We start from the raw sequence: 12979 nt of genomic DNA on the forward strand, positions 1-12979 counted from the left end.
TAATCTGTGTCAGACGAGGAAGCAAAAGAGCGAAATTACCAGATCGGCAACGCATCATATCGTGCGAGGCCATTGGAGCCGGCGCTTTACATCGTTGCAACGCCGATAGGCAATCTTGGCGACATGACGCTTCGCGGTATCGAGACCTTGGCTGCGGCAGATGTCATCGCCTGTGAGGATACTCGGGTCAGCCGCGTTCTTCTTGATCGGTATGGTATCTCACGTCGTCCTTATGCTTATCATGAACACAATGCCGATATGGCGGGGCCAAAGCTCATCGAAGCTTTGCTTGCGGGAAAAAGCGTCGCGTTGGTGTCTGATGCAGGTACGCCTCTTGTTTCCGATCCGGGCGGACGCCTTGTTCCTGAAGCCAAGGCTGCCGGTATTCGTGTCGTGCCAATTCCCGGCGCATCGTCCGTTCTGGCGGCACTGACCGCTTCCGGACTTTTCAAGGATGCATTCTTTTTTGCCGGTTTTCTCTCCTCCAAACAGGGTCAGCGCAAAGCAAAACTGGAACAGTTGAAGACTTTGGATGCTGCTCTGGTATTTTTTGAATCTCCCAATCGCGCCGCCACTACATTGGCGGACATGGTTGAAATTTTCGGTCCGGAGCGCCAGGGATCACTCTGCCGCGAGCTAACGAAAACCTATGAGACTGTTACCACCTTGCCTTTGAAGGATCTGGCAGCAGAATTTGATGGTGAAGATCGTATTCGTGGTGAAGTGGTGCTTGTTGTCGCACCCCCAAAAGAAGATGAGCATGTTGCGCGAAGCGATGGCGATATCGATGCTTTGCTGCGTGCACTCAGTCTTGAAATGTCGCCGTCCAAGGCGGCAGGGGAGGCGTCCCGCATGACAGGCCGTCCAAAGGGTGAATTATATCAACGTCTGCTGGCGATGAAATAACAGCAGATGAGTGACCGGGGTAAGCGCCATGAAGCCTATCGCCGCGGCCACTCGGCTGAACGCCTTGCTGCCATCGCCTTGATGTTGAAAGGTTACCGGATCATAGGGCGCCGTTATCGCACAAGGCTCGGGGAAATCGATCTTATTGCGCGACGCGGCGATGTTATTCTCATTATTGAAGTCAAAGCGAGAGCAACGCTTCAACAAGCGATGGACTCGGTCGACCGGCAGACCATGAGGAGAATAGAAGCGGCAGCCGACCAATGGTTGGCGCGGCAGCCGGATCATGAACGCCTCTCGCTTCGCTTCGATCTTGTTGCGATCTTGCCGTGGCGATGGCCAGTGCATGTTCCGGCCGCTTTTACCGCTTGAGTGCTATTGTGCTTGCGGGATCATATGGACGAGTTCCCAGACGTGCCCGTCTATGTCCTGGAAACTGCAGCCATACATGAAGCCCTCATAGTTTTGTATCGGGCGCCATTCCTTGCCACCGGCAGCCAGAGCTTTCGCGAGTGTTTCGTCGACTTCTTCCTTGCTGGAAGCTGAAAGAGCGATGAGAACTTCCTGTGATTTTGTTGCATCGCTGATGCCGTTATTGATAAAATCCTTGAAACGGTCTTCTTCCATCAGCATGGCGAAGATGTTCTCTTCTATGATCATGCAGGCAGTCTTGTCGTCAGAAAATGCGGGATTGAAGCTGAATCCCAAGGCTGCAAAAAATGCTTTTGTAGCACTGAGATTCTTGATTGGCAGGTTTACGAAAATCATACGCATTGGGGTAGTATCCTCTCCATTTGATAACTCACATACTAATGACGAACCAAGGTTTCAGAACCCGACATCTTTGAAAAAATAAAAAACAACTTGCAATCTCATTTAAACCCGATAAAAATGGTCGTGTATCAGATGCCTGTTTGCCGGGCTGTTTCTGTGCGCCTCTTTGTATCCTTGATGAGGATGGAAAAGAGTGCAATCTCGCGTTGCGTGGAAAGAGAATCCGATTGTTTCCGGTTTTTCAGAAATTCTATGCTCTTGCGCAATAAATGGCGCATTTCTGTTTCTTATAATCCATTCACCGATATCGGATAATTCCCATAGCCATTGGGATACCACCGATTTATGACTATTCGTTCCAACCAGCTATCTGTCTTTCCAGCCTTTTTCCGCGTGCGGAACGAGTTGCTTGTCGTCGTTGGTAATGGCGAAGAAGCCTTGAACAAGGCCCGCCTCCTCGATCAGACCAATGCGATGATCCGGGTCGTCGCAGCTGAGCCCGAAGCCGAGCTTGCCGCGTTTCTGCGCGAAGGCGGATACGACCATATTGTAGAAGAATTTGCTCCCAAGCATCTGACCGGCGCAAAACTGGTCTTCGTTGCTACCGGCGATGAAGACCAGGATATGGCGATAGCCGATGAGGCTCGCCGCCAGAATATTCCGGTAAACGTCGTTGACCGCCCTGATCTGTGCGATTTCTACACGCCCGCCATCGTCAATCGCGCGCCTATCGCCATTGCAATCGGCTCAGAGGGAACCGGGCCAGTTTTGACGCAGCTCATCCGCGCACGTATTGATGCAGCATTCTCACCGCGTTTGGGTGATCTTGCCCGTCTGGCCAACGCCTATCGCCCGGCAGTCGAGCGATTGGTGAAGAAGGGATTGCCGCGCCGTATTTTCTGGCGGTCATTCTTCGCCGGTGATGTTGCCGGCAACGTCTATAATAATGATCTTGCCGGTGCCCACAGTGCCGCCGCCAGTTTGCTCGACAATCAAGCCTCGCCGAAAGGTTATGTATGGCTGGTTGGTGCAGGGCCCGGCGCGGAGGACTTGCTTACACTTCGCGCTCACCGCGTGCTGATGGAAGCCGATGTGATAGTCTATGATGCGCTGGTGCCCGAAGCTGTTGTCGCCATGGGCCGCCGCGATGCAGTAAGACTGTCCGTGGGCAAGCGCAAGGGTTGTCACTCCAAGAGCCAGAGCGAGATCAATGAGCTTCTGGTATCGCTCGGCCGCGAAGGAAAGCGTGTTGTGCGGCTGAAGTCCGGTGACCCGCTGGTTTATGGCCGCGCCGGGGAAGAAATGGCAGCACTGCGCGATGCCGGCATAGCCTTTGAGATCGTTCCGGGCATCACGTCGGCTTTTGCTGCCGCAGCAGACATGCAACTGCCGCTGACGTTGCGGGGCGTTGCCTCATCGCTGGTGTTTACGACCGGTCACGACATGGCTGGCGATGTTCTGCCGGATTGGGCGCGTCTTGCCATCTCCGGTGCAACCATTGCCGTTTATATGGGGCGTAGCGTTGCTGCATCTGTTGCCAGCCGTCTGATACAGGCCGGTCTGCACGCGGACACTGGCGTGGCTGTTATCGAAAATGCCGGACGGTCCGATCGCCGCATGTTCCATGGGACATTGAAGGATCTGCCTGCGCTGGAACAGCGCGGCGATCTGGATGGCCCGGTCATGGTTGTCATTGGCGATGCGGTGGCCGGTGCTGCAATCCATCTGGCTGAGCCGCTTTCCGCAAGCCATGCAACCTTTGAAAATTCCGTGGCGCAACGCCATCTGACAGCACAAGCTGTCTGAACTGCAAGGACGACGATCATGAGTGTCAAAGTTTTAACAGCAAACCGCCTGACAGATGGCGAAGCAGTTTGGCTTGGTGCCAATGGCGATTGGCTCGATCATATCGATGGTGCGCTTGTGGCACGCCATGCAGAGGCAGTCGCGGCCCTTGAAGAAGCCGGCAAGGCTGCAATCAAGTCCAACCTCGTCATCGACGTCAACGTGATTGATGTTGAAGAGCGCGGTACAAACCTCTATCCGCTGCGCCTGCGCGAACGCATTCGCCAGCTTGGTCCGACAATCCGTCTTGATCTCGGCAAACAGGCCGAGAAAACCAGCGCCAACGCCGCTTAATATCTGAAGGTCCGCATAGAATGTATCGTTACGATGAGTTTGACCACGCATTTGTCTCAGCCCGCGTTGAGCAGTTCAAGGATCAGGTTGAGCGGCGTCTTGCCGGCGAACTGACCGAAGAGCAGTTCCGTCCGCTGCGGCTGATGAATGGTGTCTATCTTCAGCTGCATGCCTATATGCTGCGCGTGGCGATCCCCTATGGCACATTGTCGGGTCGCCAGATGCATAAGCTGGCGCACATTGCCCGCCGTTACGATCGCGGCTACGGCCATTTCACCACTCGCCAGAATATTCAGTATAATTGGCCCGCCCTGAGCGATATGCCTGCGGTGCTCGATGAACTGGCATCTGTTGAGATGCACGCCTTGCAGACATCGGGCAATTGCATCCGCAATGTCACCGCCGATCATTTTGCCGGTGCTGCCGCCGATGAAGCTGCTGATCCACGTCCCTACGCGGAGATTTTACGGCAGTGGTCTTCAATGCATCCGGAATTCTCCTATCTGCCACGCAAGTTCAAGATTGCCGTGACAGGCGCTGATCGTGATCGCGCGGCTATTCAGGTGCACGATATAGGGCTTCATCTGAAAAAGAATGAGGCTGGCGAGCTGGGTTTTGCTGTTTATATCGGCGGCGGACAGGGCCGCACACCGATGGTTGCCAAAAAGATCAGGGATTTCCTGCCAATTGAAGACTTGCTGACCTACACGACCGCAATCGTGCGCGTCTATAATCTTAATGGCCGCCGTGACAACAAGTACAAGGCGCGTATCAAGATACTCGTGCATGAAACCGGTACGGAAGAAATCACGCGTCAGGTCGAAACCGAATGGCAGGCAATCAAAGACACTGACCTGAAGATGCCCCAGCAGGATGTCGATGCCATCGACAACTATTTCCGCATGCCTAACCTGCCGCAACGCCCGGAAGGCTGGTCACAACTTGCTGCTGCACGCAAGGCAGATGCGTCGTTTGCGCGTTGGGTTGATCAGAATGTGACGCCTCACAAGAATCCGGATTACGGCGTTGTGACCATTTCACTGAAGCCGATTGGCGGCATCCCCGGGGATGCAACTGACGCCCAGATGGATTTGGTGGCAGACATTGCCGAGAAGTTCTCAAATGACGAAATTCGCGTCAGCCACGAGCAGAATCTGGTTCTGCCGCATGTGGCCATTGCCGATTTGCGCATTGTTTACGATCTGCTTTTAACGGACGGTCTCGCGACCGCTAATGCCGGCTTGATCACCGATATCATCGCCTGCCCGGGTCTGGATTATTGCGCACTCGCCAATGCCCGTTCCATCCCGGTAGCCCAGCGCATATCCGAGCGTTTCGGCAAGCCGGAGCGTCAGGCGGATATTGGTGAACTCAAGATCAAGATTTCCGGCTGCATCAATGCCTGCGGGCATCATCATGTCGGCCATATTGGCATTCTCGGCGTGGAGAAGAAGGGCGAAGAACTCTACCAGATTTCGCTTGGCGGCTCGGGCGATGAAATCTGCACGATTGGCGATATTACCGGGCGCGGCTTCTCCTCCGAAGAAATCGTGGATGCGGTTGAAACCATCGTGGATCGCTACCTTCTGGTGCGTACAGACAAGGAAGAGAATTTCCTTGCAACCTACAGGCGTCTGGGCGCCGCACCTTTCAAGGACGCGCTGTATAACGAGACTGCAAATGCTGCTTGAAGTAAATGAACGCACCGTGGCGGATGAAGCGCGCGCGCTTCAGGCCCGCTACGGAAATCTTGAACCGGTCGATATAATCGAGCTGGCGGTAGATCATTTGTTCAATGAAGAAATTGCTGTCGTTTCATCATTCGGCGCTGAATCCTCGGTGCTGCTGCATCTTATTGCTCAGGTAGACCGCGCCACTCCTGTATTGTTTTTGGAAACCGGAAAGCACTTTCCTGCAACCCTTCGCTATCGCGATGAGCTTGTCGGCGAGCTTGGAATGACGGATGTCCATGATATCCATCCCCTGCAGCAAAGCCTCAAGGATGAAGATCCCTATGGCGCCATGTCCATGACCAACAAGGATCGCTGCTGCTATCTTCGCAAGGTCGAGCCGATGGCTCGTGCCGTTGCCCCTTACCGGGCATGGATGACTGGACGCAAGCAGTTTCAGGCATCGACGCGCAATGCATTGCCGGTGTTTGAATCGGTAGGTGAGCGCATTCGCATTAACCCACTGGCGCAATGGACATCGGCAGACCTGCAAAACTATATGGTCACCAACCACCTGCCGCCGCACCCATTGGTGGCGGAAGGCTATCGTTCAATCGGCTGCATGCCCTGCACGCAGCCGGTGAAGGAAGGCGAAGATGCGCGCTCCGGGCGTTGGGCTGGCAGTGACAAGACTGAATGCGGTATCCACCTGACGGGCCTTACCGATCAATTGAGCAATATTTCCCTGACGGATTCGAATTTATGAGTGACATTACTGCAAGCGCCGCTGGCGAGCTTTGGGGCCGCGAAGGATTTCGCGAGGACCCCTACATTGTGGCTGAAACATTGGAAGAAACCGGCGATGCACCGGCTGTGATTCTGCCGTTGGCTGTCTGGCTCGGCCTTGAAGAAAGCGTGCGCTCCGAAACAAACCGCAAGATCGGCGTTTCGGTTGCGCCCGGTGAAAGCATCGATCCGCTTCTGCCGCTGCTTGATACGATACCCCTGATCGCATTGCAATTTCCAGCCTTCAACGATGGGCGGTCTTACTCGAAGGCGGATATCTTGAAGAACCAGCACCAATTCAAGGGTGAGTTGCGCGCCGTGGGCGATGTCCTGATCGATCAGGTGGCCTATATGTTGCGCACCGGGTTCGATACGATGAAGGTAACGCATGCGGTGACGCTGACACGCCTTGCAGAGCACAATTTGCACGATGCGCCTGGCTATTATCAGCCGGGGAGAGGATCGCACACCGTACCAGGCGCCTATAGCTGGCGCCGCGTTCCGGGTGCCTGAAAAAATCAAAGTTCAATTCGGTTTGTTGGAAAGCACTTATATGTCTGAAATTATTGAAACAGATGTCGTTATTGTCGGCGCCGGTCCGGTCGGTCTCTTTGCCGTATTCGAGCTGGGCCTGCTGGATTTGCGTGCGCATGTCATTGATATTCTTGATCGTCCAGGCGGCCAATGCGCCGAACTTTATCCGGAAAAGCCAATTTATGATATTCCGGGGCTGCCGGAAGTAACCGGGCAAGACCTAACGGACAATCTTCTAAAGCAGATTGCCCCATTTGATCCGCAGTTCCATTTTTCTACAATGGTTACGGCACTTACCCGTTTGGAAGATGGGCGGTTCCGTGTTGAAACAGATGCTGATGAAGTCTTCCTGACCAAGGTTATTGTCATCGCAGCAGGCGGCGGCTCGTTCCAGCCCAAGCGCCCGCCTGTGCCGGAAATCGAACATTATGAAGGTGTGAGCGTTCACTATGCTGTTCGCAAGATCGAGGCCTTCCGCGATCATGATGTTGTCATCGTTGGCGGCGGCGATTCTGCGCTTGATTGGACACTGAATCTTGAACCCGTGGCAAAGTCGGTAACGCTGGTTCATCGCCGTCCGGAGTTCCGTGCTGCTCCGGATAGTGTCAACAAGATGTGGGCCCTTGAAAAAGAAGGCCGCGTGAAATTCCGCATGGGTCAGCTCGGCAGTCTCGAAGGTGCCGACGGTCAGATATCGAAAGTTCTTCTCAAGGGTGGTGAAGAGGGCGAGGAAGCTCTGGAAGCCAGCCGCCTGTTGCCATTCTTTGGCCTTACGATGAAGCTAGGTCCAATCGCCGATTGGGGTTTGAACCTCGACCAGAACCTGATTGCCGTGGATACTGAAAAGTTCGAGACATCGGAGCCCGGTATTTTCGCAATCGGCGATATCAATACTTATCCGGGAAAGCTGAAGCTCATTCTCTCAGGTTTCCATGAGGCAGCTTTGATGTCTCATGCTGCAAAACGCATCGTTGCCCCTGGCGAACGTATCGTTTTCCAGTATACGACCTCATCAACATCCCTCCAGAAGAAATTGAAAGCCGCTTAGTGTCTGATTCTCTGTTCATCCACGTCACCGATCAAAAGGGTGAGCGCCATACGCTGGAGGCCCTCGAAGGCTTTCGCGTCATGGAAGTCATTCGCGATTGGGGCCTCGACATCAAGGCGGAGTGCGGCGGTGCTGCCGCTTGCGGCACGTGCCATTGCTATGTGGAGCAGGAATGGACAGAGAAGCTCTTTGCACCGCTGGATGAAGAAATTGACCAACTCGACGTGACGTTTCACGTCGAGGAGAATTCCCGTTTATCATGCCAGCTAATCATGACTGAAGAACTGAATGGCCTGGAGATTACTCTTGCTCCAGGCACTCAGAAAGATAGCGTAGCTGCCTGACTCTAAGGCAGCGTTGCTATGCGCGATGTCAAAAGCTCGAAGAAGCCATCGGAATCCACATCACGAATGTAGAACGCGTTCTTTGGGCGATCGGTAACACCCCACCAGTCAACCACTGTCATTCCAAGCGTCAACTCGTTGGAAGCATCAACCTCAACGTTGCACTCCCGGCCCGTATAAAGCTCCGGCTTAAGCAGATAGGCAATAACGTTCGGGTCGTGCAAAGGTCCGCCATCGCTGCCATATTTCTCTTCATCGAAGCGCTCGAAAAACTCCAGCAGCGCAACTGATGCATCCCCGGATTTGGTCCCCATAGCGCGGAAGCGCTCAATACGTTTGGCGGTGGTTAGAGCCTGATGCGTAACGTCGAGCGGTAGAATTACTGTTGGAATACCTGATTGCAGCACAATTTGCGCTGCCTGTGGATCAACATAGATGTTGAACTCGGCGGTTGGCGTAATATTGCCGCCCTCAAAGAAGCCACCACCCATCAAGACGATCTCTTTGATACGCGGTGCAAGGTCCGGCGCTCGCAGCAGCACAAGGGCGATGTTGGTCAGGGGGCCAAGCACGCAAAGCGTAACTGTTCCCGGCGCTTCGTTACGCAAAGTATCAATGATGAAATCAACTGCATGCTGAGGTTGTAGAGGCATGGTGGGTTCAGGCAGATCAGGACCATCAAGGCCGGTCTTGCCGTGCACATGCTCTGCGGTGATCAAAGGGCGCATCAACGGCCGGTCAGCACCGGCAAATACACGGGTCTCCGGACGACCGGCCAGTTCAGAAATTTTACGGGCATTCACCTCGGTCAACGCAAGCGGCACATTCCCGGCTACAGCCGTAATGCCGAGTATTTCCAGTTCCGGACTGGCGAATGCCAAAAGTATGGCCAAGGCATCGTCTTGCCCGGGATCGGTATCGATTATGATCTTACGTGCCATTTGTTGCTTTCTCTTGCTCTATATGCCGCACTCACTTGAAGTCTCGTGGTCGATAGACCATATCTGAGTACAGGAGCGAAATGCTGTTGAATTACGGGTTTTGCTTTAGGTCGCTTTACTAAAGGACTGCTTAGATGACACGAATGACACCATTTTCAAGCCCATTGCTGCTTGGATTCGACTCGATGGAAAAAACGCTGGAGCGTATCGCCAAATCCGGCGACGGCTACCCGCCATATAATATCGAGCGTATCCGTTGCAATAATGATCGTGAGCAGCTTCGAATTATTCTCGCCGTGGCGGGGTTTTCCAGCGACGATCTTGAAGTAACCACGGAAGACAACCAGCTGATCATCAGGGGCCGCCAGGCCGATGAAGAAGCACGTGAATATTTGCATCGCGGCATCGCTGCCCGCCAGTTTCAGCGCATTTTCGTTCTTGCAGATGGAATGCGGGTCAGTAATGCCGCTTTGAAGAATGGGCTTTTGTCGATTGATCTTGATCGGCCGGAACCCGAACGATTGGTCAAGCGCATAAACATTGCGGTTGAAGACTAATCACGGCTCTAACGGGACAGGGCTCATGAGAGACTGTCCAAATAAGGAGGCTATAATGCAAGCGAATCCTCTGACAGAACTTGAATTCTCCCGTCTTGGCTCCGGTCAGGTTGCGTACCTGCGTAAGGTCAAGACAGATGATCTCGCCACCAGTTTTCCGGCCCTTCCGCCGATGACGCCAGGTGTTGAGCTCTGGGCGCTTTTTGCTGCCAATGGCGATCCTATCGTGCTTTCCGATGAACGCGACAATGTTCTTGTCGGCGCTCAGGAACATGAGTTGCGCACGGTAATGCTGCAGTAATCGCCTAAGCAATTTCAGGAAAAGTGGAAACCGGTTTTCCGTCCGGAATTGCGTAGATTGGAAACCGCGTGGGTCAGACTTTGACAGTCTGCTCCACGCGGTCTTCTGCGCCGAAAATTTCCAGATAGCGTTTGATTTCCGAAGGTTCGCCCGTGGCCTTCTTCGGATTGTCCGAAAGCTTCACTGCCGGACGCCCATTCGCATAACTCACCTTGCAGACAAGCGAAATCGCATTCAACTGATCGTTGAAGCGTGGGGCGCAGTCCTCGAAGTCATTGGTCAGGTTGGTGCCCCAACCGAAGCTCATGCGGACCTTGCCGTCAAAATGCCTGTAGGTTTCTTCAATCGTATCGACATCAAGACCGTCAGAAAACACCAGCAATTTTTCGCGGGGGTCTTTCCCCTTTGATTTCCACCAGGCCAGAATTTTCTCACCGCCTTCAATGGGCGGTGCGCTGTCCGGACGAAAGCCGGTCCAGTCTGCCACCCAGTCCGGCGCGTCTCGCAGGAACGCCGCTGTTCCGAACGCGTCCGGCAACACGATGAGAAGGTTGCCGCCATAGTAGCGGTTCCAATCTTGAAGCACTTGGTATGGTGATGCCAGCAACTCCTCGCGGTTCTTGCTCAAAGCCGCCAAGACCATGGGCAGCTCATGCGCATTGGTGCCGAGAGCTTCCAGATCATTGTCCATCGCCATCAACACATTGCTTGTGCCGGTAAAGGACGCCCCGATCCCTTCTTTCAAGGCCTCAACGCACCAGCGCTGCCACAGGAATGAATGGCGGCGGCGTGTGCCGAAGTCGGAAATCCGGATATCAGGCAGTGACTGGAGTCGCTCGACTTTCGTCCACATCTTTGCTTTGGCGCGGGCATAAAGCACATCCAGCTCAAACCGGCCCATTTTTTTCATCGCGGCGCGGGAGCGAAGTTCATTGATGATGGTCAACGCCGGAATTTCCCACATCGTGGTGTACATCCATGGGCCATGGAAATTCAGTTCATACTGGCCGTCACGTTTGACCAGCTCATATTCCGGCAATTGAAAGTTCGCCAGCCAGCTAAGGAAATCCGGCTCAAATATCTGGCGTTTGCCGTAAAACGTATTACCGCCAAGCCAGATCATTTCCTTTTTGGAGAAGCGAATCTCGCGAGCGTGATCAAGCTGTTCGCGCAATTCCTGCTCGTCAATCTCATCACCCAGCCGTACTTTGGTGGTGCGGTTGATGAGTGTGAAAGTTGCATCGACCTTGGGATAAACACCCCATATCATCTGTAGCATGAGGAGTTTGTAGAAGTCCGTATCGAGAAGACTCCGGACGATGGGGTCCAGTTTCCATGTATGATTGAAAACACGCCGGGCTATATCGGTCTTGGTCGCCATCGAATGCTATCCTTGCGAATATGTCGCCAGTGGTTTGATTCTAACATTCGCGCCCCGTTTCGATCACGCCCGTAGCGAATGTTAGGATCAGACCACTGTTAAGTTTATGGTTCTAGTGGAGTTTACAAATTTGACATTTGCATAAGGCCATTGGCCAGCGAGAGACAAGCGTCAAATTCCTCCACCAGCCATGTTGCACGGCAGGACAGTGTCATCAAGAAGTGCAATTGATAAACTTGAATTATGCGGCAAAGTTGAATGACGCCGCTCTATTAAATCTTTGTAATCTCACCGATTTGTCATTAACGGCGACATCAAAGCGCTTTATTCTCTCCCACAGATAAGTTGTTCGCTGTGGAACGCAGGTGCAGCTATAATGATTTTGCTGGCTCCCTGAGCGGAACCGGCCTTGGAGTGTTGGATGAAGGTCTGGAAACAAATTCTTGTTGCTGCCGTGGTTCTGGTGGGTGCCGGATCTGGCTGGCTGTACTTTTTTCCCGGCTCCAATGAACTGCTGAAGAAGGCCGGCGTTGATCCGACTTCAACTGCCACGACTGAACCCGCTGCCGGATCGGGCAGGCGTGGGGGCGGGCAGGGGACGCCGCTTGTGGTTGTAAAGGCGGCTACCGACGCCAAAATCAATGACCGGCTATCAGCAATCGGAACCGGCAAGGCCAAGAGCTCCGTATCGGTTACGCCGTTTTCTGCTGGCCGAATGACAGAATTGCTCGTTCAGTCAGGCTCCAAGGTGATGGCCGGAGATGTCATTGCCAAGCTTGATTCCGAAGCCGAAATGATTATCGCGGAAAAGACCCGCACCGCGCTCAAGGATGCACAGAACAAACTGAAACGCGCTGAAAATTTGAGCACGACCAACACGGTTTCGGCGGTCCAGGTATCTGATGCCGAGCTTGCCGTAGAGAATGCCGCGCTTGATGTACGCGAAGCAGAACTGGCGCTTGATCGCCGCGATATCAAGGCGCCGATTAGCGGTATTGTCGGTATCCTGCCGGTTAATGCAGGCAATTACATTACGCTTTCAACCCAGGTTGCAACGATTGACGACCGATCCGAAGTGCTGGTGGATTTTTGGGTGCCGGAGCGTTTCGCTCCGCTTCTGACCATCGGCGCTCCGGTATCGGCAAGCTCGATTGCCCGTCCGGGAGAGATGTTCCAGGGTTCGGTAAGTGCCATCGACAGCCGGGTAGATCCTGCAAGCCGCACTCTGCATGTGCAGGCACGGATAACCAATCCGAAAGACACTTTGCGCGAAGGCATGGCGTTTCAGATTACCATCGCATTTCCCGGCGATACTTACTCCGCAGTTGATCCGCTGGCGATCCAATGGGGAACGGATGGTGCTTATGTCTGGAAAATTGCAGATAACAAGGCGAGCCGGGTTCAGGTTCGGATTGTTCAGCGAAATGCATCCAATGTTCTTGTCGATGCGGACATCAAGCCGGGCGACGAGATTGTTGCGGAAGGTGTGCAGTCAGTGCGCGAGGGTGGACTTGTCCAGATAAAGGGACAACCAGCGCCTAAACAGAATACGGATGCGAGGCCGCTTGCCTCTGCCGGAGAAGCTGGCTGAGGGTGGG

General features: G+C 53.8%; 15 protein-coding genes. 12 read left to right on the forward strand and 3 right to left on the reverse strand.

From position 1 onward, the window contains the following. Positions 1-6: 6 nt before the first annotated feature. Both rsmI and PMI41_RS19145 read left to right on the forward strand, forming a co-directional pair. Positions 7-906, forward strand: coding sequence for a 16S rRNA (cytidine(1402)-2'-O)-methyltransferase (rsmI, locus tag PMI41_RS19140; RefSeq protein ID WP_008127626.1), 900 nt, complete (start codon positions 7-9; stop codon positions 904-906). Positions 907-912: 6 nt separating this feature from the next. Beyond that, positions 913-1278 carry a YraN family protein gene (locus tag PMI41_RS19145; protein ID WP_040855831.1) on the forward strand — a complete coding sequence of 122 codons (366 nt, stop codon included), beginning with the start codon at positions 913-915 and terminating at the stop codon, positions 1276-1278. A 3-nt stretch (positions 1279-1281) separates the two neighbouring features. Here the strand turns inward: PMI41_RS19145 and PMI41_RS19150 are convergent, their stop codons facing one another. Then, complete coding sequence (locus PMI41_RS19150; RefSeq protein WP_008127631.1) at positions 1282-1680, reverse strand: VOC family protein; 399 nt, start codon at positions 1678-1680, stop codon at positions 1282-1284. A gap of 345 nt (positions 1681-2025) precedes the next feature. On the opposite strand from PMI41_RS19150, the gene cysG reads away from it, so the two are divergent. From cysG to PMI41_RS19185, 7 genes are read left to right on the forward strand one after another with little or no spacing between them, the layout of a single operon-like run. Further along, positions 2026-3486 carry a siroheme synthase CysG gene (cysG, locus tag PMI41_RS19155; protein WP_008127634.1) on the forward strand — a complete coding sequence of 487 codons (1461 nt, stop codon included), beginning with the start codon at positions 2026-2028 and terminating at the stop codon, positions 3484-3486. Positions 3487-3504: 18 nt separating this feature from the next. Further along, positions 3505-3819, forward strand: coding sequence for a DUF2849 domain-containing protein (locus PMI41_RS19160; RefSeq protein WP_008127635.1), 315 nt, complete (start codon positions 3505-3507; stop codon positions 3817-3819). A 20-nt stretch (positions 3820-3839) separates the two neighbouring features. Continuing rightward, positions 3840-5510, forward strand: coding sequence for a nitrite/sulfite reductase (locus PMI41_RS19165; RefSeq protein ID WP_008127636.1), 1671 nt, complete (start codon positions 3840-3842; stop codon positions 5508-5510). Beyond that, positions 5500-6255, forward strand: a complete 756-nt coding sequence (locus PMI41_RS19170) for a phosphoadenylyl-sulfate reductase (RefSeq protein ID WP_008127637.1) — start codon at positions 5500-5502, stop codon at positions 6253-6255. Before PMI41_RS19165 ends, PMI41_RS19170 begins: the two co-directional genes overlap by 11 nt. 5 nt (positions 6256-6260) lie before the next feature. Continuing rightward, positions 6261-6788, forward strand: a complete 528-nt coding sequence (locus tag PMI41_RS19175) for a DUF934 domain-containing protein (protein ID WP_193372103.1) — start codon at positions 6261-6263, stop codon at positions 6786-6788. 40 nt (positions 6789-6828) lie between these two features. Beyond that, positions 6829-7857, forward strand: coding sequence for an NAD(P)/FAD-dependent oxidoreductase (locus PMI41_RS19180; protein ID WP_008127639.1), 1029 nt, complete (start codon positions 6829-6831; stop codon positions 7855-7857). Between the two features lie 11 nt (positions 7858-7868). Next, complete coding sequence (locus PMI41_RS19185; RefSeq protein ID WP_040855959.1) at positions 7869-8201, forward strand: 2Fe-2S iron-sulfur cluster-binding protein; 333 nt, start codon at positions 7869-7871, stop codon at positions 8199-8201. Positions 8202-8203: 2 nt separating this feature from the next. Here the strand turns inward: PMI41_RS19185 and PMI41_RS19190 are convergent, their stop codons facing one another. Further along, entirely contained in the window at positions 8204-9142 is a 939-nt protein-coding gene (locus tag PMI41_RS19190; RefSeq protein WP_008127641.1) for a nucleoside hydrolase, read from the reverse strand. Positions 9143-9276: 134 nt separating this feature from the next. On the opposite strand from PMI41_RS19190, the gene PMI41_RS19195 reads away from it, so the two are divergent. Further along, on the forward strand, positions 9277-9699 hold the full coding sequence (locus PMI41_RS19195; protein ID WP_008127642.1) for an Hsp20 family protein: 423 nt from the start codon (positions 9277-9279) through the stop codon (positions 9697-9699). 55 nt (positions 9700-9754) lie between these two features. After that, positions 9755-10000 carry a DUF1150 family protein gene (locus tag PMI41_RS19200; RefSeq protein ID WP_008127643.1) on the forward strand — a complete coding sequence of 82 codons (246 nt, stop codon included), beginning with the start codon at positions 9755-9757 and terminating at the stop codon, positions 9998-10000. A 73-nt stretch (positions 10001-10073) separates the two neighbouring features. On the opposite strand, the gene pncB is transcribed toward PMI41_RS19200, so the two are convergent. Continuing rightward, positions 10074-11381, reverse strand: a complete 1308-nt coding sequence (gene pncB, locus PMI41_RS19205) for a nicotinate phosphoribosyltransferase (RefSeq protein ID WP_008127644.1) — start codon at positions 11379-11381, stop codon at positions 10074-10076. Positions 11382-11802: 421 nt separating this feature from the next. Here pncB and PMI41_RS19210 point away from each other — a divergent pair, with 421 nt between their 5' ends. After that, the gene (locus PMI41_RS19210; RefSeq protein WP_008127645.1) at positions 11803-12972 is read left to right on the forward strand and encodes an efflux RND transporter periplasmic adaptor subunit; all 1170 of its coding nucleotides are present in this window, start codon (positions 11803-11805) and stop codon (positions 12970-12972) included. Positions 12973-12979 lie beyond the last annotated feature (7 nt).

It is taken from the genome of Phyllobacterium sp. YR531, assembly GCF_000282595.1.
GTDB lineage: Bacteria > Pseudomonadota > Alphaproteobacteria > Rhizobiales > Rhizobiaceae > Phyllobacterium.

Bases quoted from the DNA above. Each gene is read 5' to 3' on its own strand.
- PMI41_RS19145 (WP_040855831.1), top strand. From the start codon at position 913: ATGAGTGACCGGGGTAAGCGCCATGAAGCCTATCGCCGCGGCCACTCG.
- PMI41_RS19150 (WP_008127631.1), bottom strand. From the start codon at position 1,680: ATGCGTATGATTTTCGTAAACCTGCCAATCAAGAATCTCAGTGCTACA.
- cysG (WP_008127634.1), top strand. From the start codon at position 2,026: ATGACTATTCGTTCCAACCAGCTATCTGTCTTTCCAGCCTTTTTCCGC.
- PMI41_RS19160 (WP_008127635.1), top strand. From the start codon at position 3,505: ATGAGTGTCAAAGTTTTAACAGCAAACCGCCTGACAGATGGCGAAGCA.
- PMI41_RS19165 (WP_008127636.1), top strand. From the start codon at position 3,840: ATGTATCGTTACGATGAGTTTGACCACGCATTTGTCTCAGCCCGCGTT.
- PMI41_RS19170 (WP_008127637.1), top strand. From the start codon at position 5,500: ATGCTGCTTGAAGTAAATGAACGCACCGTGGCGGATGAAGCGCGCGCG.
- PMI41_RS19180 (WP_008127639.1), top strand. From the start codon at position 6,829: ATGTCTGAAATTATTGAAACAGATGTCGTTATTGTCGGCGCCGGTCCG.
- PMI41_RS19190 (WP_008127641.1), bottom strand. From the start codon at position 9,142: ATGGCACGTAAGATCATAATCGATACCGATCCCGGGCAAGACGATGCC.
- PMI41_RS19195 (WP_008127642.1), top strand. From the start codon at position 9,277: ATGACACGAATGACACCATTTTCAAGCCCATTGCTGCTTGGATTCGAC.
- PMI41_RS19200 (WP_008127643.1), top strand. From the start codon at position 9,755: ATGCAAGCGAATCCTCTGACAGAACTTGAATTCTCCCGTCTTGGCTCC.
- pncB (WP_008127644.1), bottom strand. From the start codon at position 11,381: ATGGCGACCAAGACCGATATAGCCCGGCGTGTTTTCAATCATACATGG.
- PMI41_RS19210 (WP_008127645.1), top strand. From the start codon at position 11,803: ATGAAGGTCTGGAAACAAATTCTTGTTGCTGCCGTGGTTCTGGTGGGT.